Source organism: Liquorilactobacillus mali (assembly GCF_001437155.1).
Classification (GTDB): domain Bacteria; phylum Bacillota; class Bacilli; order Lactobacillales; family Lactobacillaceae; genus Liquorilactobacillus; species Liquorilactobacillus mali_A.
On sequence record NZ_JQAR01000001.1, the window covers coordinates 151,178 to 174,805 of the forward strand.

At 36.1% G+C, this 23,628-nt stretch carries 19 protein-coding genes; 16 read left to right on the top strand and 3 right to left on the bottom strand.

What is annotated here, in order from left to right:
• Nucleotides 1-13 precede the first annotated feature (13 nt).
• Both IV36_RS00750 and holA read left to right on the top strand, forming a co-directional pair.
• The gene (locus IV36_RS00750; protein ID WP_056990268.1) at nucleotides 14-2,230 is read left to right on the top strand and encodes a DNA internalization-related competence protein ComEC/Rec2; all 2,217 of its coding nucleotides are present in this window, start codon (nucleotides 14-16) and stop codon (nucleotides 2,228-2,230) included.
• Nucleotides 2,227-3,252 carry a DNA polymerase III subunit delta gene (gene holA / locus IV36_RS00755; protein ID WP_056990269.1) on the top strand — a complete coding sequence of 342 codons (1,026 nt, stop codon included), beginning with the start codon at nucleotides 2,227-2,229 and terminating at the stop codon, nucleotides 3,250-3,252. The genes IV36_RS00750 and holA overlap by 4 nt, the downstream gene beginning before the upstream one ends.
• A gap of 38 nt (nucleotides 3,253-3,290) precedes the next feature.
• On the opposite strand, the gene rpsT is transcribed toward holA, so the two are convergent.
• On the bottom strand, nucleotides 3,291-3,545 hold the full coding sequence (gene rpsT / locus IV36_RS00760; RefSeq protein WP_056990270.1) for a 30S ribosomal protein S20: 255 nt from the start codon (nucleotides 3,543-3,545) through the stop codon (nucleotides 3,291-3,293).
• A 279-nt stretch (nucleotides 3,546-3,824) separates the two neighbouring features.
• Between rpsT and rpsO the strand changes: the two genes are divergently transcribed.
• The 14 genes from rpsO (at nucleotide 3,825) to IV36_RS00830 (ending at nucleotide 20,256) form a co-directional block, all read left to right on the top strand.
• Entirely contained in the window at nucleotides 3,825-4,094 is a 270-nt protein-coding gene (gene rpsO, locus IV36_RS00765; RefSeq protein WP_003689842.1) for a 30S ribosomal protein S15, read from the top strand.
• A 235-nt stretch (nucleotides 4,095-4,329) separates the two neighbouring features.
• A complete protein-coding gene (locus tag IV36_RS00770) occupies nucleotides 4,330-5,379 on the top strand; it encodes an aspartate-semialdehyde dehydrogenase (protein WP_056990271.1) in 1,050 nt (349 codons plus the stop codon).
• Between the two features lie 15 nt (nucleotides 5,380-5,394).
• Complete coding sequence (dapA, locus tag IV36_RS00775; RefSeq protein ID WP_056990272.1) at nucleotides 5,395-6,267, top strand: 4-hydroxy-tetrahydrodipicolinate synthase; 873 nt, start codon at nucleotides 5,395-5,397, stop codon at nucleotides 6,265-6,267.
• A 15-nt stretch (nucleotides 6,268-6,282) separates the two neighbouring features.
• Nucleotides 6,283-7,971, top strand: a complete 1,689-nt coding sequence (locus tag IV36_RS00780; RefSeq protein WP_056990273.1) for a ribonuclease J — start codon at nucleotides 6,283-6,285, stop codon at nucleotides 7,969-7,971.
• 174 nt (nucleotides 7,972-8,145) lie between these two features.
• Nucleotides 8,146-9,036, top strand: coding sequence for a hypothetical protein (locus IV36_RS00785; protein ID WP_056990274.1), 891 nt, complete (start codon nucleotides 8,146-8,148; stop codon nucleotides 9,034-9,036).
• A 210-nt stretch (nucleotides 9,037-9,246) separates the two neighbouring features.
• Nucleotides 9,247-10,434 (top strand): elongation factor Tu, encoded by a 1,188-nt coding sequence (gene tuf / locus IV36_RS00790; protein WP_003689860.1) that lies wholly within the window; start codon nucleotides 9,247-9,249, stop codon nucleotides 10,432-10,434.
• A gap of 184 nt (nucleotides 10,435-10,618) precedes the next feature.
• A complete protein-coding gene (gene tig / locus IV36_RS00795; protein WP_056990275.1) occupies nucleotides 10,619-11,929 on the top strand; it encodes a trigger factor in 1,311 nt (436 codons plus the stop codon).
• Between the two features lie 219 nt (nucleotides 11,930-12,148).
• The gene (clpX, locus tag IV36_RS00800; RefSeq protein WP_056990276.1) at nucleotides 12,149-13,396 is read left to right on the top strand and encodes an ATP-dependent Clp protease ATP-binding subunit ClpX; all 1,248 of its coding nucleotides are present in this window, start codon (nucleotides 12,149-12,151) and stop codon (nucleotides 13,394-13,396) included.
• Between the two features lie 278 nt (nucleotides 13,397-13,674).
• A complete protein-coding gene (gene gndA, locus IV36_RS00805) occupies nucleotides 13,675-15,096 on the top strand; it encodes an NADP-dependent phosphogluconate dehydrogenase (RefSeq protein WP_056990277.1) in 1,422 nt (473 codons plus the stop codon).
• 197 nt (nucleotides 15,097-15,293) lie between these two features.
• Nucleotides 15,294-15,980 (top strand): response regulator transcription factor, encoded by a 687-nt coding sequence (locus tag IV36_RS00810; protein ID WP_010077842.1) that lies wholly within the window; start codon nucleotides 15,294-15,296, stop codon nucleotides 15,978-15,980.
• Nucleotides 15,977-17,524, top strand: coding sequence for a HAMP domain-containing sensor histidine kinase (locus IV36_RS00815; RefSeq protein ID WP_056990278.1), 1,548 nt, complete (start codon nucleotides 15,977-15,979; stop codon nucleotides 17,522-17,524). The genes IV36_RS00810 and IV36_RS00815 overlap by 4 nt, the downstream gene beginning before the upstream one ends.
• 234 nt (nucleotides 17,525-17,758) lie before the next feature.
• Nucleotides 17,759-18,424 carry a class A sortase gene (locus IV36_RS00820; protein ID WP_056990279.1) on the top strand — a complete coding sequence of 222 codons (666 nt, stop codon included), beginning with the start codon at nucleotides 17,759-17,761 and terminating at the stop codon, nucleotides 18,422-18,424.
• Between the two features lie 221 nt (nucleotides 18,425-18,645).
• Nucleotides 18,646-19,548 (top strand): DNA/RNA non-specific endonuclease, encoded by a 903-nt coding sequence (locus IV36_RS00825; protein WP_056990280.1) that lies wholly within the window; start codon nucleotides 18,646-18,648, stop codon nucleotides 19,546-19,548.
• 24 nt (nucleotides 19,549-19,572) lie between these two features.
• The gene (locus IV36_RS00830) at nucleotides 19,573-20,256 is read left to right on the top strand and encodes a CPBP family intramembrane glutamic endopeptidase (protein WP_235810210.1); all 684 of its coding nucleotides are present in this window, start codon (nucleotides 19,573-19,575) and stop codon (nucleotides 20,254-20,256) included.
• 331 nt (nucleotides 20,257-20,587) lie between these two features.
• On the opposite strand, the gene IV36_RS00835 is transcribed toward IV36_RS00830, so the two are convergent.
• Both IV36_RS00835 and recU read right to left on the bottom strand, forming a co-directional pair.
• A complete protein-coding gene (locus tag IV36_RS00835) occupies nucleotides 20,588-22,885 on the bottom strand; it encodes a transglycosylase domain-containing protein (protein ID WP_056990282.1) in 2,298 nt (765 codons plus the stop codon).
• Nucleotides 22,886-22,896: 11 nt separating this feature from the next.
• Nucleotides 22,897-23,514, bottom strand: a complete 618-nt coding sequence (gene recU / locus IV36_RS00840) for a Holliday junction resolvase RecU (protein WP_056990283.1) — start codon at nucleotides 23,512-23,514, stop codon at nucleotides 22,897-22,899.
• Nucleotides 23,515-23,628: the final 114 nt, after the last annotated feature.

The following is a 23,628-nucleotide window of genomic DNA, read 5'->3' on the forward strand; positions in this document are numbered from 1 at the left end:
TGTACTCTGTTTTTTGAAGTTTTCGTTTAATTGGATTGCCTTGGCAATTCTAGCAGTTCTTTTGCTAAGGGTAGTTGCTCTTAGGAGTACACCTTTTTTTGTTGCATGGTTCCTTTTTGTGTCAGTTACACTATGTGTTTTTATTGCATGGCAAAGAAGGATGGACGCACGTTCTGTGATTAACGAGACCAAAATTACGGAACAGCACGTGATTCTTTACCCAGATGATCTACAAATAAATGGTGACCTGCTTAAATTTTCAGCTTTTTGGATCGAAGGAAAGCAAAAAATACAATCTTTTTATATTTTTAAGTCAGAAAATGAACGAAAACTGTTTCTTGATTATAACGAAACCGCTATATTTTCCTTTAGAGGGACGGTCAAACAGCCTGATGGGCCAACAAATGAGAATCAATTTGACTATCAAAAATTTTTAAAAACAAAAAATATAGTGAACACAGTAAATATATCGGAGCTTAATGAAGAAAAGGATGATCGATCTGAACTTAGTGGGGCACCTGCTGCTTTGGCTCATGTTCATAATTTTCGTAAATATTTGCTGAATTATTTAGGACAAACAGCTCAGCCGCTCGGTGGATACAGCCAATTGTTGTTACTTGGATATTATGATTCAGATTTCAGTGATCCAATCGAGATTATCAATAAATTAGGGTTATTGTATCTTTTTAGCCTTTCAGGCATGCATGTTTTTTATATTATTTCAGTGCTTAGGTGGTTTTTTGCTAAAATATATCTATCAGATGAATTTTGTTCATGGTTTTTATTGATAATATTACCGCTATACACGATTCTTGGTGGACTTTCGGCTAGTTTATTACGTTCAGTAATGATGAGCTGGTTGATACTGTTCAGCCAAATCTTTTTCAAAAAAACAATTTCAGGTGTCACGGTTGAGTCGCTTGTTTTAATAATTAACTTATATTGGTGTCCTATGATTGTATTCGCAATGGGTGCCCAATTGAGCTATTTACTGACTTTTGTTTTAATCATGAATCGGAGAATTAGTCCAATTCGCTTAGGATTAAAGTTAACTGCATATAGTATTCCGATTGTGTTATGGAATACTTACCAATGGAACTGGTTGACTACCATTCTATCAGTTGCGATAGTTCCTTTCTTCGAGTGGCTTGTGATGCCGGCGGTTGTAATTGGTGCTATGGTTCCTGTACTTGGAGCTTTATGTAATGAAGTGCTGATAGTTTTTACTAAAGTATTATTTTTGTTTGGTTCTTGGCCACTTACTTGGGATTACGGCAAGCCACCACTGTTTTTCGTGGTTTTTTGGATTATTTTATTGTTCCTTTTAGAACAGAGAAATCATTCAGCGAAGGTATTAATTTGTCTATGTACATCATTTATTTTCTGTGCATTAATGATTAGATTTCCACTACAAGATCAGGTAATTTATTTCGATATTGGTCAAGGCGATAGCACATTGATTAGAGAAAGGTTTAACGGATGTATCACTCTGGTGGATACGGGAGGAAAAGTCACATTCAATAATGAAGAGTGGAAAAAGAGAACGTTCAAGACGACAGGTGAAACTATTATTGCAAATTACCTGCTCAGTAAGGGTATTAGTAAAATCAATAATCTTTTTTTAACACATCAGGATACTGACCATGTTGGAAATTTTCCATCAATTACTCAAAAAATAAGAGTTGATCATTTGTTTGTTCCTGATGGAATGGAAGTGCTGGACTCATTTCGGACTCGTTTGGCAGAGTCTACTATTGAAACAAATAAAATATATCCAATTTCCACTGCTAAATCTGGTAAAATTGGAATTTTTAAAATCCTTCATCCCTTTACTAGAGGTGAAGGAACAAATGAAGATTCAATAACTTTGAATTTTAAATTAAGAAATACTACATTTATTATAAGTGGGGACTTAGCCCAGGATGGTGAAAAAGAAGTAATTAATCTCTTTAAAACAACACAAGCGGATATACTAAAAACTGGACATCATGGTAGTAAGACATCTACGTCTAAGGAATATGTAGATAAATTAAAACCAAAATTTGCGATAATTTCTGCTGGACGTAATAACCGATATGGACATCCTAATATAGAAACTATAAAAACTTTAAATGAATTTAAGGTGCCATATGTTAATACCGCAAGTGTTGGTATGGTTAAGATAGTACCTCAGGGACAGCATAGTGCAAAGGTTGAAACTTTTTTAAAGGGAAATGGTGAAATAAGATGAAGGTTAGCGAACTGCTCACAAAGATAGGGAAAAAACATTTTGACAATATTTATTTAATTCTTGGAAAAGAGGAATACATTCAGGAAAAAGTTGTTAAGGCATTTATAGGATGTATTCCTGAAGAAGAAAGAGCTATGAATATTGGTCAATATGATATGGAGGTTAATTTACTTACAGACGCTTTAGGCGACGCACTTTCTGCTCCTTTTTTCGGTGAAAGAAAACTAATAATTATTAAGCGTCCTCTTTTTTTGACTGCTGAGAGTAAAAAAACAAAGTTAGACCAAAATGTGGATGAATTGTTAAATTATATAAAAAATCCTGAACCGCGGACAATTTTGTTATTTGTCGCTCCTTATGAAAAGCTTGATGAGCGCAAAAAGATAACAAAACAGTTATTAAAAAATGCAACTTTGATCGAAAGCGGGTATGCTTCTGAAAATGCTACCTTGCAGGAAGTTAAAAAAATTATTAGTCAGAATGGATATACAATTGAAGCAAAAGCCTATGAGTTATTGCAGATAAGAACTGAGGGAAAATTATCACTAATCATGAATGAACTTCCTAAGCTTTTTTTACTGGCCTATAAAACAAAAGTTATTAGTGAAGAAATGATAGATAGAATGGTCGCTCGAACGTTAGAGCAAAATATTTTTGATCTAGGTAAGTTGGTGTTAAGTAATAAAATAGCGGTTGCAATTGAAATGTATAATGACCTAATTGAGCAACATGAGGAACCATTGAAAATCAATGCAATTTTAATTGGCCAGGTTAGGTTACTGTTACAGGTTCAAATATTGCAACAGCATGGCTATGCACAAGGAAACATTGCAAGTGCATTGAAGGTACACCCGTATAGGGTTAAATTGGCTTTACAAAATAGCAGGAAATATTCAAGAAAAGCATTGAGTGAGAAATATGCAGGATTAGTAAAATTAGAAGAACAGATGAAGTCGTCGCAAAGAGATGCGGGACAACTATTTCAATTGTTTATGCTAGGATATTTTTCAGAAAAAAGGTAATAAAAAAACGCATCTTCATCTCGAAGAGCGCTTTTTTATTATTTTGCTAAACGAGCTGCAAGACGTGACTTGTCACGAGCAGCCTTATTTGCTTTGATTAAACCTTTTGATTTAGCTTGGTCAACAGCTTTAACAGCTGCCTTATATAAATCTTCCACATTTTCGGCACCTGCTGTCTTAGCACTTTCGAACTTTTTAACAGCAGTACGCATTGAACTCAATTGAGAAGAATTACGGGCACTAGCTTTTTCATTAGTAACTACACGTTTAATAGCTGATTTGATAATTGGCAAAAATTTCACCTCCAACTTAACATGATTCCATACCGGTATCATAAAATATTCAACATAGGCTATTATACAAGAGCTTTAGTCACATTGCAATAAAAAAGTTAAAAAGTGTCAAGCAAATTTCCTTGACTTAATTTTATAGATTTCATGGTTGAAATTGATTTTTAAAGTGTGTATACTGTCTATTAGTGCTTAGCACAGACCCTAGACTCAGAGTAGCGATGCTCACCAACGCTATTCCGGGGTAGTGGTATCTTAAATTATGGAAGGTGGGAAAACAACATGGCAATCTCAAAAGAAAAGAAAACAGAGATTATGCAAAAATATGCTCGTCACGAAGGTGACACAGGTTCTGCAGAAGTTCAAATTGCAGTTTTAACATTTGATATCAATGAACTTAATGATCATATTCGTTCACATAAAAAAGATTACGCATCACAACGTGGTTTGATGAAGAAAATCGGTCATCGTCGTAATTTGTTAGCATACTTGCGTGCAAATGATGTTCAACGTTACCGTGAATTGATCAAGAGCTTAGGCTTACGTCGTTAATTTACAGATAATAAGAATTCAATTCTTATTTTAAAGAAAGTTTCCTTCGTCTTTTTATAGAGATTTTTGGAAACTTTCTTTTTTTGTATAAAAAATGCAAAAACATTAACAAGAAATATTAATTAAATGATAAAATGATGAAAAATAAAATATAAGTATGCTTTATAAAAACGCAATTATTACATTAAATATGTTATAATTATGTTTCAATAAGAAAATAAAGAAGGTTTTTCATATGGACGGATATAATGTTGCTGTTGTGGGTGCAACAGGTGCTGTGGGCACTCGAATGATTCAAATGCTGGAAGAATCAAAGTTACCAATTGCTAGCGTAAAATACTTAGCTTCAAAACGGTCAGCAGGAAAAGTTTTAAAATTCAAAGGTGCGGATGTAGTTGTTGAGGAACTTGTTCCAGATTCCTTTAATGATATAAATTTAGCACTCTTTTCTGCCGGTGGCGGGGTATCAAAGAAATTTGCCCCTGAAGCTGTAAAACGTGGAGCAGTGGTTGTTGATAATACAAGTGCTTTTCGGATGGAAGAGGGAGTTCCATTGGTTGTACCAGAAGTCAATGAGGATGCTCTTTACAAGCACAAAGGATTGATTGCAAATCCTAATTGTTCTACAATTCAGATGGTGGTAGCTTTGGAACCATTACGTGAGGTTTATGGGCTTAAAAAAGTGATTGTTACAACTATGCAAGCTGTTTCTGGAGCGGGTAATCGTGCGATTCAAGAGCTGCATGACGAGACACAAGCGATTCTTAATGGTGAAAAATATGAACCGCAAGTGCTACCGGTTTCGGGCGATAAGAAACATTATCAGATTGCCTTCAATCCCCTTGCACAGATTGATGTTTTTGAAGATGACGGCTATTCTCATGAAGAATGGAAAATGATTCATGAGACAAAGAAGATTATGTCGGATCAGGACCTGCAAGTTACAGCAACTTGTGTACGTGTGCCAGTTGCTGTTGCTCATTCAGAAGCAGTGTGGTTTGAATTGGAAAAAGATGGAGCTGATGTAGCAAAATTGCAATCCATTTTAAAGAATGCACCAGGAGTTGTACTTCAGGACGATCCAAAAAATCAAATTTACCCGCAAGCTGTTAATGCCGAAGGTAAAAGGGATACATTTGTCGGAAGAATTAGGGCCGATAAAGAACAAGCTAATTCTTTCCATTTGTACTGTGTTTCTGATAATTTATTAAAGGGAGCTGCATGGAACTCTGTACAAATAGCAGAAAGACTCCATGCACTTAATTTGATGAGAGTTCCAGACTAGGTAGGGGTTGAAATAATGAAATTTGATAATGCTGAAATTATTACAGCAATGGTTACACCTTTCGATGAAGGTGGACAGGTGAGCTATGAACGACTTGAGAAGTTGATCAATCATCTGTTGAATTCAGGGACAAAGGGCATTCTTGTTTCAGGAACAACTGGTGAGGCGCCCACATTGACTAGAGCTGAGAAAATTGAATTGATTAAAAAAACTGTGGAGTTTGTTAAAGGAAGGGTTCCGATAATTGCTGGAACAGGATCTAACAGCACTGCTCAGACGATAGACTTTACCAACGAAGTTGCAAAGATTAAGGGTGTCGATGCCGTGTTAGTTGTCGTACCTTATTACAATAAACCCGATCAAAGAGGAATGATTGCTCACTTCACAGCGGTCGCTAAAGAAAGTCCGTTGCCAATAATCATCTATAATATTCCTGGCAGAACAGGTGTTACCATGGAAGTACCGACAATTGCGACCTTGGCTAAAAATGAAAATATTATTGGTATTAAGGACTGCACTGGAAACGTTAATTTAAGTCGAATTGTAGCTGAAACACCTGATGATTTTTTGACATATACAGGCGAGGATGCAGATGCATTAGCAGCTAAAACTGTTGGTGCTAAAGGAGTGATCTCTGTTGCGGCTCATCTCTTTGGTAATAAGATTGAAGAGATGTACACATTAGTTGAACAAGGTAAATATAAGGCGGCTGGTTCGATAATGAGGGAATTAACTCCCAAAATAGCAGCTGTTTTTAGTGCACCTTCTCCAAGCCCTGTAAAGGCAGTTCTTAATTATGAGGGAATTGAAGTAGGAGGCTGCAGACTTCCAATTTTAGAACTACCTGAAGATCGAGTTAAACAATTAGTAAAAACACTAAATATTTAAAAGAGAGGTGAAAGCATGAGTGATATAAAAATCATTCCGCTTGGCGGTGTACGTGAGAATGCAAAAAACATGTATGCTGTTGAGGTGAATGATGAGATATTTATTTTAGACTGTGGACTGAAGTATCCCGAAAATGGACTATTGGGAATCGATACCGTTATTCCAGACTTTAGCTTCCTAAGAGAAAATGCAAATAAAATTGTCGGTGTATTTTTGACACATGGACATGCCGACGCAATTGGAGCTTTACCATATTTTTTGAGTGAGTTTAATGTACCAGTTTTTGGGACTGAACTGACGATTGAATTAGCAAAAATTACGGTGCACGACGAAGAAAAGACAAAGAAATTTGACGATTTCCATGTTATCAATGATCAGACTGAAATCGATTTTGAGAACGCAACAGTTTCTTTTTTCAAGACTACGCATTCTATTCCAGAATCTTGTGGGGTAGTGGTAAAAACAGAAAAGGGAAATATTGTATACACTGGTGATTTCAAATTTGATCAAACTGCAACAAATGGATATCGTACGGATTTTGGAAGGCTTGCTGAAATTGGGAAAAGTGGAGTTTTAGCATTATTAAGTGACTCTGCAAATGCTGAAAATCCAAATGCACCAGTTGCAGAATACGAGATTTTTGAATTTATTAATGAAAATTTTGAATATCGCAAGGGCAGAATTGTGGTTGCTTGTGTTGCTTCTAACATAATGCGTGTGCAACAAGTCTTTGATGCAGCTGCACAAAATGATCGTAAAATTATTTTGACTGGTCATGATGCCGAAGAAATAATTAATACTGCTTTGAGATTAGAAAAATTGCATCTTCCAAATGACGAATTGTTAGTACCACTTTCTGATATTGACAAAGTGCCAGATGAAAATCTTGTAATTCTTGAGACTGGGCGTTCTGGTGAACCTTTAAAATCATTGCAGAAAATGGCTTTAGGGAAACACAAAAATGTTTCACTGAAAAAGGGTGATTTGGTCTTCATTACAACGACACCTTCACATGCTATGGAAACGGCAGTTGCTAAAACTAGAAATATGATTTATCGTGCCGGAGCAGACGTTAAAGCCATTTCAGATGAGTTAAATTCATCTGGTCACGCAAGCCGCAATGATTTGCAGTTGATGATGAATCTGCTTAAGCCAAAGTATGTTATTCCCGTTCAAGGTGAGTATCGTCTATTGGCTGCTAACAGTAGATGTGCTCAAGAAATTGGTATTTCAAAAGATAATATTTTCATTACGTCTAAAGGCGATGTTATTGAATACGACCATGATAAGTTGTTGTTAGCTAGTTCGGTTGAGGTTGGCAATACTTTGATTGATGGTAGTGGTGTTGGTGACATAGGAAATATTGTTTTACGTGATCGCAAGATTCTTTCGGAAGATGGTGTCTTCATCGCTGTGGTGACAATCGACAGGAGAAAGAAAAAAATTGTTGACAGTCCACAGATTACATCACGAGGTTTTGTTTATGTTAAAACAAGCCGTGATTTGATTTCAGAGAGTGCTACTATCGTAACTGAGGCTGTGCAAAAAAATTTGGATAACAAAGAATTTGACTGGGGACATCTAAAACAAGACGTTCGTGATCAACTTAATCGTTTTTTGTATGAGCATACAAAAAGGCATCCTGTGATTTTGCCAGTAATCATGGAGATCAATCAGCACAGACATTTTTCGAAAAAAAAATAAGAGCGGCAGGAAAATAATGGAAGGCTGTGCCTAGACACAAGTTTGGGGCGGTCTTTTTGTTTGTTTTTAACCTGCACAGAAATTACGAAATTTTGTAATTTAAAGTTGTAATTTCTAAAATGCTTGGCAGCAGTTGAATTCGTCGTATTCTTTCTTGTTTAGGAGGCGATTAGCATGGGTGATAAAGAATATGAAATAAGTTTCTCTAGAGGAATTTCTTTTTTAGAGGATAAGAATTACAAAAAAGCTCAAAAATTACTGGCAGAGTGTTATTTGGAGAAAAAAAATTTCAGAACAAACTTTTTTTTGTTTCAAGCATGCTATGGGCAAAGCGATTTTAAAGAAGCAAGCAGGTTGGCTGAGGAATATTTAATAGAATATTTGTCTGATAATAAGAAATTTGAATTTTTAATTTTGGCAAAAATGATGGCAGAAGATGTCATTGGAACTCACAAATTGTACCTGCAAGTCAGAAAATATATGAATACTGCGGAAAAAAATCATTTTTTTGGATTGATAAAAAAAGAGGAAAGTAAGATTAAACTGGAAAGAGTGCAGGAACTCAAAAAAACTTTGCTTTATTGTGGAGCATTTTCAAAAATCCGCCAACGAAAAGCTTTACAAGCGAGCTATGGCTTACCTTTGGATGATTTTAAGGAAACGGCACAAAAACTGTTATGTGATGAAAATGTTCATCAGTTTGTTAAAGTGAGCATATTAAATGATTTGAGACAGCTCAATGATAAGCGGGAAGCTTCATATCTCTTTATTGATGGCAAAATATATAAGATTAAACCTAGCAAGCTTCACGTGTTTGAGGAAACAAAATTGTTCAGCAGTTTAAAACAGCAGATAATTTCTGAGCAGAATGATAATAATGATTTGCTAAGGTGGAATGAAATTAAGCTAAAATTGAGCTTATTATATCCATTTGAAGAAGAAATCATCGGCAATTCTCAAAAATGGAGAGGACTGTTAATGTTAGAGAATATTCAAAACTATAGCGGCGGAGAACAAAATCTAGCGCGGAAACTTGAGGAATTACTGGTTGAATGGAGTGGCTAGTAAGTTAAATGCAAGTGAAATAAGCTTATTTTTGAATAACTATTTACAAATTACTTGTGTATCTATATAATAGCTTAAGAATTCTTCTTTGCAGGGTACTAAAAATGTTGGTATTTTTGCTTGGAAGTAGTATAATAAAACTTAAAGGATTATCAGCAAACTAATATTTGTTGCGGATTTTTCTTGCAAAACTACAGGAGGTTCGTATTAATGGCAAAAGAACATTACGAAAGAACAAAACCCCATGTAAACATCGGTACAATTGGACACGTTGATCATGGGAAAACAACTTTAACTGCTGCAATTTCAAAGGTTTTGGCTGACAAAGGTTTGGCTGAACAACAAGACTTTGCAACAATCGATGCAGCTCCAGAAGAGCGTGAGCGTGGTATTACAATCAATACTGCTCATATCGAATACGAGACAGAAAAGCGTCACTACGCTCATATTGATGCCCCAGGACATGCTGATTACGTTAAGAACATGATTACTGGTGCTGCTCAAATGGATGGTGCTATCCTTGTTGTTGCTGCAACAGATGGTCCTATGCCACAAACACGTGAACATATCTTACTTGCACGCCAGGTTGGTGTTGAATATCTTGTTGTCTTCTTAAACAAGTGTGACTTGGTTGATGATGAAGAATTGTTAGACTTAGTTGAGATGGAAGTTCGTGAATTATTAAGCGAATATGATTTCCCTGGTGATGATATTCCTGTTATCCGTGGTTCAGCTCTTAAAGCTCTTGAAGGTGATCCAGAGGCTGTTGCTAAGATTGAAGAATTGATGGATACAGTTGATGAATATATCCCAACTCCAGTTCGTCCTACAGACAAACCATTCTTGATGCCTGTTGAAGATGTATTTACGATTACTGGTCGTGGTACTGTTGCTTCTGGACGTATTGATCGTGGTGTTGTTAAAGTTGGTGACGAAGTCGAAATCGTTGGATTGAGAGATGCACCATTGAAGACAACTATTACTGGTCTTGAAATGTTCCGTAAGACTCTTGATGAAGGTGAAGCTGGAGATAACGTTGGTGCATTGCTTCGTGGTATTAACCGTGATCAAATCGAACGTGGACAAGTTCTTGCAGCTCCTGGTTCTATTGAGACTCATAAGAAGTTCAAGGGTGAAGTTTATGTCTTGAGCAAGGAAGAAGGAGGACGTCATACTCCATTCTTCTCAAATTATCGTCCTCAATTCTACTTCCATACAACTGATGTTACGGGTGTTATCGAATTACCAGAAGGTGTAGAAATGGTTATGCCTGGTGATAACGTTACATTTACAGTTGAATTGATCGCTCCAGTTGCTATCGAAAAAGGTCTTAAATTCACAGTTCGTGAAGGTGGACGTACTGTTGGTGCTGGTGTTGTTTCAGAAATTGACGATTAATTTTTGTGAAAAAAACTCGGATTTTTCCGAGTTTTTTTTTTAGAAAAATAACTTAACAACAAAATAATTGGTATGTAAAGCTTTTTTTAGTGTAATTGTTTACAATTTGATGTAACTAAGGTACACTAATTTAGTATGCAATTGTTAAATTGGTTGTACAAAATTATCGTGCGGAGGGAAAATAATGTCTGCAAAATGGGAAAAACAAAGTGAAAATACAGGAAAGTTAACTTTCAAAATTTCACAAGATAAAATTAAAGAGGGCTTAGATGTAGCTTTCAATCGTGTTAAAAAAGATTTAAATGTTCCAGGATTCCGTAAGGGTAAAGTTCCTCGTCAAATTTTTAACAGAATGTATGGTGAAGAAGCACTTTATCAAGAAGCTTTGAATGTTTTATTGCAAGATGCATATTCTGACGCTGTAAGTGAAACAAAGATTAAACCAGTTGGCCAACCAAATGTCGATGTTGAAAGCCTTGAAAAGGGCAAGCCATGGGTGTTGACAGCAGAAGTTTCAGTTGAGCCAGAAGTTGAAGTTGGTGACTATAAGGGTCTTGAAGTTACACCACATTCGACACGAGTTCTTGTGGCAGATATTGAAGCTAAATTAGAAGAATTGCGTCAACAACAAGCTGAACTTGTACTTAAAGAAGACGAAGCTGCTGAAAAAGGCGATACTGTTGTTATTGATTTTGAAGGTAAAGTTGACGGTGTTGCTTTTGACGGTGGTAAGGCCGAAAATCATTCTCTTGAATTGGGTTCAAACTCCTTTATTCCTGGATTTGAAGATCAATTAGTTGGTCATAAATCTGGAGAGGATGTAACTGTAACTGTTACGTTCCCAGAAGATTATCAAGCTGAAGATTTGCAAGGTAAAGAAGCAGTTTTTGATGTCAAAATTCATGAAGTTAAGTCTAAGCAACTTCCAGAATTAGACGATGATTTTGCTAAGGATGTTGACGAAGAAGTCGATACTTTGGAAGAATTAAAAGCTAAGATTAAAGAAGAATTAAAGGAACAAAAAGTTGCTGACGCAAAGTCGAAGATTCAAGATGAAGCTATTGACATTGCTGTTAATAACTCAAAAATTGGTGATATTCCAGCTGAAATGATTGAAGACGATGTCCATCGTCAAATTGAACAGTATATGGCAGGAATGCAACAACAAGGTATTACTCCAGAGATGTACTATAAGATTACAGGTACTTCAGAAGATGATTTGCACAAGCAGTTTGAGAAAGATTCTGAGAAACGTGTAAAGACTAACTTAGTTCTTGAGGCTATTGTAGCCAAAGAAGATATCGAGATTAGTGACCAAGAAGTTGCTAAAGAGATTAAGAAGTTGGCAGAACAATATGGTATGGAAGAATCTGCAGTACGTTCAGCACTAAGCGATGAAATGTTAAAACATGATATTGCAGTGCGCAAAGTGGTTGAAGAAATTACTGATTCTGCTAAGCAAACTCGTGAAAAGAAAGAAACAAAAGGCAAATAATTTTTTACGAATTATACATGATTAGCGAGGGGCTGCCCCAAAACAACGGTTTTGGCACGGCCCTTTTGTGTTGAGTGGGTAATGACAATATTTTTAATTGAATAGAGAAAGATAAATATGAATGAGGTAAAGTCATCGACAAAAGTTGCTAGCACGTATATAATTGTTGAATGATTAGGAGCCTATGGGAAATTAAGTCGCAATTTTAGGGGGCTAAATATGTTTGAAAATACAGATAGCAATGAACCTGTGATGTGTTCTTTTTGTGGTAAGTCACAGGATCAGGTAAAGAAGATTGTTGCGGGACCCGGTGTTTATATCTGTAATGAGTGTATTGATTTATGCAAAGAAATTATAGATGAAGAATTTAGAGATCAGGTAACGGAAGAACTAACAGATGTACCTAAACCACGTGAAATAGTTGATATTTTGAATCAGTATGTTATTGGACAGGAACAAGCAAAGAAAACTTTGGCGGTTGCTGTATATAATCATTATAAGCGAGTTAATGCTTCCCTTGAAGATGATGAAAGTGAGACTGAATTGCAAAAAAGCAATATTTGTTTAGTAGGTCCAACTGGGTCAGGAAAGACTTTCTTAGCACAGAGTTTAGCAAAGATATTGCAAGTTCCATTTGCAATTGCGGATGCTACAACTTTAACTGAAGCTGGATATGTAGGAGAAGATGTTGAGAATATCCTTCTTAAGTTACTGCAAAGTGCTGACTTTGATGTCGAGCGTGCAGAACGTGGAATTATTTATATCGATGAGATTGATAAAATCGCTAAAAAAAGTGAGAATGTTTCAATAACACGTGATGTTTCAGGCGAGGGAGTCCAGCAAGCTTTGCTCAAGATACTTGAAGGAACCATTGCTAATGTTCCACCTCAGGGTGGACGTAAGCACCCACAGCAGGAATTTATCCAGATTGATACTACGAATATTTTATTTATTGTTGGTGGTGCGTTTGATGGAATTGAAACAATGGTAAAAAATCGTTTAGGCGATAAGACTATTGGCTTTGGTGTCGATTCAACGAATAACTACAATGACCAAGCAAGCTTGATGCAGCAAATTATTCCTGAAGACTTGTTGAAATTCGGATTGATTCCAGAATTCATTGGACGATTACCTATTTTATCGGCCTTGGAAAAGTTAACAGAAGAAGACCTGATAAGAATTTTGACAGAGCCGAAAAACGCATTGGTAAAGCAATATAGCAGGCTACTTGAACTTGATAACGTCAAACTTAAATTTGATAAGGATGCTCTTAAGGAAATAGCTCATCTAGCTATTGAGCGTAACACAGGGGCTCGTGGTTTACGCTCAATCGTTGAGAATACAATGAGAGACGTAATGTTTGAGATCCCTAGTCGTAGCGATGTTTCACAAGTAATCATCAATAAGGCAAGTGTCGATGGTAATAAGATGCCAGAGCTTATTTTAGACGATAAACAGGTTTCATAAGAATGGTTGAGAGGGACTGTACCATGGTAGATAATGGTACAGTCCCTTTGTTGAATGTGTACCGATGATTTTAAAGGGCCAAAGTACCTTTAATTAGCTTAGAATTATTCGTGATCATAGGACACGAAGCTCGCAATTTTAAATTAGAAGTTAAATATTACTAAATTACGGTACACAATCTTTTCCATATTAATAGATTTAAAATGTGGCAACGTCTTTATCTTTTAAGTTGTTTTTGGTAACATTAGGAGAGAATATTATTTGTAGGAGGTTTAATAATGAATAAACCACAAATCGGTGTAGTCGGAATGGCTGTGATGGGAAAAAACTTGGCTTTGAATATTGAAAGTCGAGGTTATAGTGTTGCAATTTACAATAGAACTGGTTCAAAGACGGAAAAGGTCGTTGCTGACCATCCAGATTTGAAACTTGTACCTAGTTATAATATTGAAGACTTTGTTGCCTCACTTGAGACTCCTAGACGAATTATTATGATGATTAAAGCTGGAGCTCCGACAGATGGATTGATTAAACAGCTTTTACCGCATTTGAGCCAAGGCGATGTGTTAATTGATGGTGGAAATACCTTTTTTGAAGACACGATGCGCAGAAATGCAGTGTTGGATGAATCTGGTATTAACTTTATTGGTATGGGTGTCTCTGGTGGTGAGAAGGGTGCTCTTGAAGGCCCGTCATTGATGCCAGGTGGACAAGTAGAGGCTTATAAGCTTGTTGAGCCGATTTTGAATAAGATTGCCGCTAAGGCTGAGGATGGGACTCCTTGTGTAACTTATATTGGGCCAAATGGAGCAGGGCACTATGTAAAAATGGTTCATAATGGGATTGAATATGGTGACATGGAGCTAATCTCGGAAAGTTATAACCTGTTGAGGAATGTCCTTGGACTTGGAGTTAATGATATTGCTGATATTTTTAACGACTGGAACAAAGGTGAACTTGACAGTTACTTGATGTCTATTACTGCAGAAATCTTAACACGTGAAGATGATTTGGGAACTGGCAAGCCAATTGTTGACGTTATTCTTGATCGTGCTGGCAACAAAGGGACAGGTAAGTGGAGTTCACAGAGTGCACTTGAGCTTGGTGTACCACAATCATTGATTACTGAATCTGTATACGCAAGATATATTTCTGCTTTGAAAGACGAACGTGTTGCGGCTAGCAAAGTTTTGCAGGGACCAGATTTTGATTCAACAAAACTTGATAAGAAAGCTTTGGTTGAAAAAATTAGGGAAGCTTTGTATTTTAGCAAAATTATGAGTTATGCACAAGGATTCGAGCAAATGCGTGTTGCTTCAGAACATTATGATTGGAATCTTAAGTATGGCGAATTAGCAATGATCTGGCGTGAAGGATGCATTATTCGTGCGCAATTCTTACAAAAAATTACAGATGCATTTAACAAAAATGACAAATTAAACAACTTAATGCTGGATCCTTATTTCAAGGAAATTACTGATAAGTATCAAGCAGCTGTTCGCGAAATTGTAGCATTGGCTGTTCAAGCAGGAGTTGCCGTTCCAGCATTTACTGCGGCAATTACTTACTTTGATCAATATAGATCGGCCAGCTTACCAGCCAATATCGTTCAAGCACAACGTGATTACTTTGGAGCACATACTTATGAAAGAACTGATAAAGAGGGTATATTCCATTATGAATGGTATCACGAAGAATAAATTGTCTAACAGATAGTAGGATTGTTATATGCAGGCAATGTCAAAAAACGATAGATTTCTAAATAAATCTATCGATTTTTTGTGCATTATTAAAAAATAAAGTTATCAAAGAAGTGCGGAATGGTTGCTTTTGTGTTAGATTATTGTTAAATAAAAAAATTATAATATTATTATTTAATTTTCTAGGAGAGTGGATTATGAATCGAATACTGATTATTGAAGATGAAAAAAATCTTGCAAGGTTTGTGGAACTTGAATTACAACATGAAGGTTATGAGACAGAGGTTCATTATAATGGGCGGACAGGACTGGATGCTGCATTAGAGAGTGATTGGGATGCCATTTTACTAGATTTGATGTTGCCCGAACTAAATGGACTTGAAGTTTGCCGCCGTGTTAGACAAACAAAAAATACACCGATAATTATGATGACAGCTAGAGACTCAGTGATCGATAGAGTATCAGGCCTTGATCATGGAGCAGATGATTACATCGTTAAGCCTTTTGCAATTGAAGAATTATTAGCACGCTTACGTGCATTGCTTCGCAGAATTGATATTGAAAGCGAACAAAATGCTTCTAAGCAAACGAAGGTAACATACCGTGATCTAACAGTTGAGAAGGAGAATCGCATAGTTCGTCGTGGTGATGAAATTATTGAACTTACCAAGAGAGAATATGAGTTGCTTTTGGCTTTAATGGAGAACGTTAATGTTGTTCTTGCTCGGGATGTCTTGCTGAAGAAGGTTTGGGGCTACGAGTCACAAATTGAAACAAACGTAGTTGATGTTTATATCCGCTACCTACGTAATAAAATTGATCGACCAGATGAAGAAAGTTATATTCAAACTGTTCGAGGTACAGGGTACGTGATGCGTTCGTGAAAAAAAAGAAAAAAATTTTATTCAGAACCAGAAAAAAATCTAAAAAAGGGTTCTCAATTAAATTGAAATGGGCAATCGGTACCAGTATAGGTGTATTGTTTATTTTTGCGATTTTTGCAGTCTTATTGTTTCAGAGTTTCTCTAATCTAATGTTGCAGCAGGAAAGACAATATGCTAGCGATGCTGTAGCTGTAGCACAGAGCCGGTTATCGTCTTTAGAGAATGAATTAACAAATAGCAGTGCTAAACGTGAGTTAGGTTCAAATATTTCTACGGTTAAGCAGGAAAAAAATCGACCGACAAGTTTATATTCAGATTCTGTATTTGTCACACTGTCGCGTAAAAATATTGGTGTTGGAATTTATAATTTAAATGGCGAAGAAGTCTTCGCTTCAAGATCTTTACCGGTTAAGTTTAATATTAGTGATGATACTAATAGTACCGAGGTTCAAAAAGTTAAAGGTGTTAATATTCTTATAATTCGTAAACCTGTAGTTGCGAAGACTACACAAAAAGTAATTGGTTATATCCAAGTTACCAATCGCTTGAGCGATTATGATAATGCACGAGAAAAGTTGGGGTTGATATTCTTTGTATTTGGGATTACAGCTGCTATCGCAAGTGCAATGCTTGAGTATGCTTTGTCTGCTTGGTTATTACGACCAATTGATTTGATAAATGATACCATTGATAAGATTAATCAGGAAGATGAAGACGATCCAATTGCTGATATTAGAGTTCCGATTAAGGCCGTTAAACGAAATGATGAACTATCTGATTTAAGTCAGCTTTTTAATGATATGCTTGATCGAATGCAACGATATATTGAACAACAACAGCAGTTTGTCGAAGATGTTTCTCATGAATTGAGAACCCCAGTTGCAATTGTTCAGGGCCACATGGAATTATTGAATCGGTGGGGGAAAGATGACCCAGAAGTCTTGGCTGAGTCAATTTCGGCCTCACTTCAAGAAATCAATCGAATGAAGAGTCTGGTTCAGGAGATGCTTGATTTATCGCGTGCTGAACAAGTTGAGATTCAATACGGTAAAGAAGTTGCAGATGTCCGTGAAATTGTTTCGCAGGTTTATAATAACTTTAAGATGATTAAACCTGATTTCGTTTTCTTGCTTGATGATGATCTAAAGGGTAGAACACCAGTTAAGATATATCGTAATCATTTAGAGCAGGTACTGATCATTCTGATGGATAATGCTGTAAAGTACTCCAAGAATCGTAAAGAAGTACATCTATCGGTTTCAAGAGATCAAAGGTATGTGAATATTGCTATTCAAGATTTCGGAGAAGGTATTTCCAAGGAGAATATTCAGAAAGTCTTTGATCGTTTTTACCGTGTTGATAAGGCTCGCAGTCGTGGAAAGGGCGGCAATGGCTTAGGACTTTCGATAGCTCAAAGGTTGATTGAAGGATATCATGGACAGATTACGGTTGAGAGTGTGATTGAAAGGGGTTCGGTTTTTAGAATATCGTTACCCATTGCCAAAGAAGACGCTGTTAAAAAAAATGATAGTCTTGAAAAATAAACAAATTTTTCTGATACTATTCAATTTAGAATTCATAAATCATCATGTTTCTTAAAAATGTTACTGTTGTAGTGGCTTTTTGAAATTAATGATTTATGATTTTTTTTGTAAAAAATGTGTTTAATGATTTTTGGATAATCCTGATGCGATTAAATGCATTAGAAATGTGTTGGGTGAAGTAGTATGCTATTATTTTAGGTATCAAAGAATTTGATAGGTTGGGGTTTTATAAAGATGAAAAAAAAGATGATGTGGTTTATTGAGATTCTACTGGTAATAATCGGACTAGCATTGGTTTTTAATCAGCAAATTTCTGATATGCTAGTAAATAAAATGACAACAACTGATTTAAAAAAGAGTGTCAGCCAGAAACATTCAAAGGAGGGATCCTTTGATTTTAGTAAGGTTAAATCGGCTAGCGCATCGCGGGTCGTAAAGGCAAGTCTTACGTCAGAAAGTACTGGAATGATAGGAAAAATTGCAGTTCCTGCAGTTAACCTAAAGCTACCTATATTTTACGGGATTAGCAACAATAATTTATTACGCGGTGCTGGCACAATGAAGGCTAAACAAGAAATGGGTACTGGTAATTATGCTTTAGCAGGTCATCACATGAATAACCCCAATATTTTATTTTCGCCTTTAGCTAAGGCAAAAGTGGGAGATAAGGTATATTTGACAGATGGGAAAAAAGTATATGTATACCAAATTAATGTACGTAAATCGATTAGTAAGTACCAGGTTCAGGTGATAGATGATGTGGCAGGTAAAAAGATGGTGACATTGATTACTTGTGATCCAATCAAGGGTGTTGCACACACTCCGCTTAGAATCTTATTACAAGGTAATTTACAAAAGGTTGAGAATGTAACAAAAAAGAATGCAAAGATGTTTGAATAAGTAAGTCGATTATTAAAAAAAAGTCTGAAGATGGGAAGCAAGCAATAAAAGAGATGAGGGTCGATTTTTTAATGTAGTCATAAATGGCTAGCAAAAGGAGATGTCACAAAACGATTGTTTTGTTGTAGGTCTCTTGTTTTTTAATTGGAGATGGTTTTTATTACAGGTACTTTTATATTGGTACCATGGCTTGAAATCTAATGAGTTGGGGATAGGAATAAGTGAGTAGAAGAAGAAAAACAAAAAATACACCGGTTTCTCTAGTAAGTATTTTAACAGTCGTAGTTGCACTCCTAATCGGATATGCAACTCAAACTAATGGTAACGATGAACATCGTGGAATTACTGGAAATACAACAACAAGCTCCGTTACCAGAAGTTATTCAAGCAATACGAGTTCGGCAGCAACAAGTTCTTCGTATTATTCGAGTTCAACAGGTAAGAACTCAGTTCCAAGTCAAACACTTGCAGAATCAGTATTATTGCAAGATGTAAGAAAAAAGTTAGGAAATAACATTGTTTGGAATAACGCAGGGGCCTTTGTTATTAATAACAATAAAACAACATTGAATGCAAATATTAGAAGCGCGCCTTATGCAACAAACACAGTTGACAGTATGGGGAGACCAAATGTGGGTGATGCGTGGCTGAATAAGACAACAAGACAATATCGCAATAGGAATGAAACAAATGAGGGTGCGACTTCATGGAAGCCGGCCGGATTTAAACAGCTTTTAAATTTACAAGGTACATACAATCATGCTTATGATCGTGGACATCTACTCGGGTACGCTCTAGTAGGCGGAATTACCGGTTTTGATGCTTCTGAATCAAATCAACGTAATATAGCTACGCAGACTGCGTGGGCAAATGAAGCTGCAGCAAGCTACTCTACAGGGCAAAATTATTACGAAACGATTGTTAGGAAGGGGTTAGATCAAAATAAAAATATTCGCTATCGTGTTACTGATATCTACAGCGGTAAAAATATTATACCTTCCGGTGCACATATTGAGGCAAAATCAATGGATGGAACAATTGATTTTAATGTATTCATCCCAAATATACAAAGTGGGATAAAAATTAATTATGCAACAGGCGAAGCAATAATTCAGAAACAATGATTTATTAGTAAAAAGGAGGATATAATGAAAAAAATTATTCAAAAGGCGGGGTATCTCATAATTCTGTTGATTGGTTTTGGATTATGTATGCTACCTCAAGTTGGCCTGCTTTTACAACTAAAAAATAAAAATGAATTGATGCAATATTTTGGCTTTTTACTGACAATAATTATATATATCTTGGCCATCTGGTTAATTTTAAAATTACTGCAGAAAGTTACAGGGACAAAAATATTTAAGAGACATTCTGGTAGTTTTTTTAAGAAGTACCTAGCGGGAATGGGAATGTTGTTGTTTAGTGAATATATTTTGGGCATACTAAATTTTTTGTTTAATGGTGAAAATCAAACTGAAAATAATGCAGCAATCATGCAATTATTTTCTCAACAAAATTCCGTTAAATTAACAATGGTGTTGATGGTAGTGGTCTTTGCTCCAATCTGTGAAGAATTGTTTTTTAGAGCACTAGTAATCAACACTATCAAACTAAAGTTTTTCAATATTAATTGGGCAGCAGTCTTGATAAGTGGAATTCTTTTTGGGTTACTACATTCAAGTGATACGATTATTAGCGCACTCATGTACGTTACGATGGGAGTTATTTTAGGAGCCATCTACGTGAAGTACGATAATATTAAGTTGAACATAGCAATCCATACTACTAATAATTTGATAGCACTCATTCCAATTTTAATGATGATTTGGTAAAAAATAGAAGCAGTTTTTTTGCTAAGTTAATAATTAAAATAGTCAAATTAGTAAATCGAAGTAACAGGAGGAGGTTAGTCAAAAGCTAAATTTTGGCTTGGCTCCTCCTGTTATTTTAGTTTACTCTGGATATATTTATACTATTTTATAAGTCAAAACGCTCTGTCTGTTTCCTTTATTGATGAATACTACGAAAATAAAGAACATTTTATGAATAGTGTGAAGCGATAGCTGGATAGGGTTAAATCTGTGTAAACAAAAATCCCTCCATAATTGTCAGAGAAATCATGGAGGAATTTTAACAGTTAAACAGCCGGTTGGTTGTTATTTCTTAATTATTATTAGGTTCTGAACTTGACGAACTAGGTGCACTCGATGAACTAGAACTAGAACTTGCACTCGACGAACTGCTAGATAAGGAATCCGATGAACTCGACGGTAGACTACTTTCGGAAGATTCACTCGAAGAAACAGTACTGCTTGAAGGCAAGCTTGAGCTTGATGAACTTGAGCTTAAGCTTGAACTTGACGAACTCGAGCTTGAACTGCTGAAGACACTGCTTGCGATACTAGAACTTTCAATATCGGACGATACAGTGTCAGATGAACCAGCTAGATAAAGTTCACGCACACCGTTAACGGTCTTTGTGTAGACGTTGCTTGGCTTCTTCCAATTTTTATTTGGTTTTCCTTGAGCAAGATACGTCATTGCGTACTTATAGAAATAAGAGGCAATTCTTGCGGATGATTGCGACAAATAATTACCTGTTTCGTACTGATGATCATAGCCAATCCAAACCGAAATAGAATAATTCTTTGTATATCCATTGAACCAAGAATCCATATCAGCTGAGCTTGGAAACTTAGAAGCAACATCTGATGGATAAGAGTTTGTTCCTGTTTTACCAGCTTGATATAAACCACTGATATTAGCATAGCGTCCAGTTCCCTTAGAACTAGTAATAACGTCCTTAAGCATATCCGTAATCATGTAGGCAGTTGATGATTGCATGACTTGTTTCCCTGAACTTGAATAGCTCTTAGATTCACCATCTGACGAAGTAATTTTATTAATATAACGGGGCTTATAATATGTTCCACCGTTTGCAAACGCAGCATATGCAGCCGCATTTTGAAGAGTCGAAGAAGGCAATCCGATTCCATTTTGGTATTCGAGTGTTTTCTTATAGTTGAAACCAAGCTTACTAATAAAGTTTTGTGCCTTCGTAATACCGACTGCCTGTAAAGCGCGAATTGCAGGAATATTACGTGACTGAGTCAGAGCACTTCTCATTGTTATTGCTCCCTGGTACTCATCATCAAAGTCGTAAAGATTAATACTTGTCCCAGGATAGACATACTTGGTATCTTGCAGCTCATGATATGTTGCCCAACTCAAGTATTCAATTGCAGGCGCATAATCCATCAGAGGTTTTGCAGTGGAACCATTTGTACGGTCTGTTTGTACGGCCCGATTTAAACCATAAGTTACGTCACCATTTTTCCGACCGCCAATCATTGCAACAATCTTACCATTGTTAGGATTAACTACAGTTGATGCAACCTGAAGCTTATCATCCGGATATGTGATACTATCATTCGTGTTTGCGAGTTTATATAAATATTCTTGAGCATCCATATCTAAGTTTGTATAAATTTTTAGATTACCTTTGTAAGGATTATATCCTTTTGATTCAGCTTCTTGAATTACCTGTTTAAGATAGGCATCGGCTACTTTTGCTTTTTCCGTTGTAGTTGTTGAGCTCTTATGGGTTTGTACGAGTCCTTGAGTAATACTCTCGCTTTTAGCCTGATTTGCTTGTGCAGTTGTAATCTTTTTGTTTGCTACCATTGCATTGAGGACTTCATCACGACGTTTCTTAGCCAAGGTTGGATTAGCATTTGGATTATAATCTGTCGGTGCATTCGGAATACCGGCAATTAAGGCAGTTTGAGCTAAATCCAGTTGGCTTAGGGACTTATTATAGTAATATTTTGCGGCGGTCTGCATCCCTTTAACACCATTTCCCATGTAAACTTTGTTGATATAAAATGTTAAGATTTGCTGTTTACTGTAAGTATTGTCTAATTTGAGAGCCAACCAAGCTTCCTGAGCTTTTCGCTTAAAAGTTCGATCTGCCGAGCTAGTTGAGAAATAGGCTAACTTGATGAGCTGCTGATCTAGCGTACTACCTCCTTGCAAACCGGAAGAAGCGGATAGATTAGAAAGGGCAGCACCAGCTATACGCAATGGATCAACCCCATGATGTTTGTAGAAGCGTCGATCTTCAATTGATACAACAGCATCTTTTAAAGTCTGGGGTATTTTATTACTATTGACGTAGATTCGATTTTGTGTACCTATACGAGTTATAATTTTACCATTAGAGTCGTAGATGGTAGTCGAGCCAGCACTTGTAAGTTGAGATTCACTAAGAGAAGGAGCATTCTTTGCATATACGAAGAATATTGTGGCTCCAATTGCAATAACAATTTCAACAAGCACTAACATTGTTAATAGAAATCTTTTAAAGAATTTTTTGAATTTGCCAACAGGCTTTTTTTTCTTAATAGCCTGCCGTTTTCTTCGCATTACTCTTGAATTATTAGGATCCTGATTGCTACTCATGATTTACTCCTTTATGCATTACACAGATTTTCAATAATCTTATCTATACTTTTTAGGTATGGGATAAGCGGTGTTACATGATATTTGATTTGAAATCCATCATTAACAATAGTTTTCTTGGGAATTGACTTGCGACCATTTTCTTGATTGTCCCAGTAGTCGAAGAGAATTGAAGCAGGTAGTAAAAAAATTTCCTGCGTTGCGGTAAACTTAATAAGGGTAAAGCAGATTCCTTTTTGGGCAACGCAAGCTTTCATATGAGCGATTTGATGCTCATGAAAATTGCTGAGTGGGAAAGAAGCCTTATTATGTGTCTCCTTTGCCTCAAAGTCGAGGTAATAACCGCGATATACACCATTGTAATCAGTGGTAGAAGCCTGTTTGAAATAGGCCTCCTTGATCACAGCAGCACTTCTTTGCGGATAGTCAACCTGAACAATTTGAATAGGTATCGGTTTCTTGTGAATAACAGCAATGCCTTGCTGCAAATAGTACTGGTTACTTTGGTTAATCTCTTCTTCCAACGACATTCCGCGGTTGCCAAATATAATATTTGAGTTCTTATTATTGCGTATTTTTTTTGTTGGCATTGGTTGATAAGTTTTGCCGTTTGGATATCTAAGAACCATGTCGCATCACGCTCCCGTTCGACTTATTATACCAACAACGCAAACACTTGGCAAAAAAGCATTATTTCTGATGAATATGATATTTGCTATTTATATTATTCTTGTTTTATGATT

Coding starts and splice junctions, on each gene's coding strand:
- tuf (WP_003689860.1), top strand. CDS start 9,247: ATGGCAAAAGAACATTACGAAAGAACAAAACCCCATGTAAACATCGGT.
- dapA (WP_056990272.1), top strand. CDS start 5,395: ATGAAATTTGATAATGCTGAAATTATTACAGCAATGGTTACACCTTTC.
- IV36_RS00835 (WP_056990282.1), bottom strand. CDS start 22,885: ATGAGTAGCAATCAGGATCCTAATAATTCAAGAGTAATGCGAAGAAAA.
- IV36_RS00810 (WP_010077842.1), top strand. CDS start 15,294: ATGAATCGAATACTGATTATTGAAGATGAAAAAAATCTTGCAAGGTTT.
- holA (WP_056990269.1), top strand. CDS start 2,227: ATGAAGGTTAGCGAACTGCTCACAAAGATAGGGAAAAAACATTTTGAC.
- IV36_RS00830 (WP_235810210.1), top strand. CDS start 19,573: ATGAAAAAAATTATTCAAAAGGCGGGGTATCTCATAATTCTGTTGATT.
- IV36_RS00820 (WP_056990279.1), top strand. CDS start 17,759: ATGAAAAAAAAGATGATGTGGTTTATTGAGATTCTACTGGTAATAATC.
- IV36_RS00780 (WP_056990273.1), top strand. CDS start 6,283: ATGAGTGATATAAAAATCATTCCGCTTGGCGGTGTACGTGAGAATGCA.
- IV36_RS00770 (WP_056990271.1), top strand. CDS start 4,330: ATGGACGGATATAATGTTGCTGTTGTGGGTGCAACAGGTGCTGTGGGC.
- rpsO (WP_003689842.1), top strand. CDS start 3,825: ATGGCAATCTCAAAAGAAAAGAAAACAGAGATTATGCAAAAATATGCT.
- clpX (WP_056990276.1), top strand. CDS start 12,149: ATGTTTGAAAATACAGATAGCAATGAACCTGTGATGTGTTCTTTTTGT.
- tig (WP_056990275.1), top strand. CDS start 10,619: ATGTCTGCAAAATGGGAAAAACAAAGTGAAAATACAGGAAAGTTAACT.
- gndA (WP_056990277.1), top strand. CDS start 13,675: ATGAATAAACCACAAATCGGTGTAGTCGGAATGGCTGTGATGGGAAAA.
- recU (WP_056990283.1), bottom strand. CDS start 23,514: ATGGTTCTTAGATATCCAAACGGCAAAACTTATCAACCAATGCCAACA.
- IV36_RS00785 (WP_056990274.1), top strand. CDS start 8,146: ATGGGTGATAAAGAATATGAAATAAGTTTCTCTAGAGGAATTTCTTTT.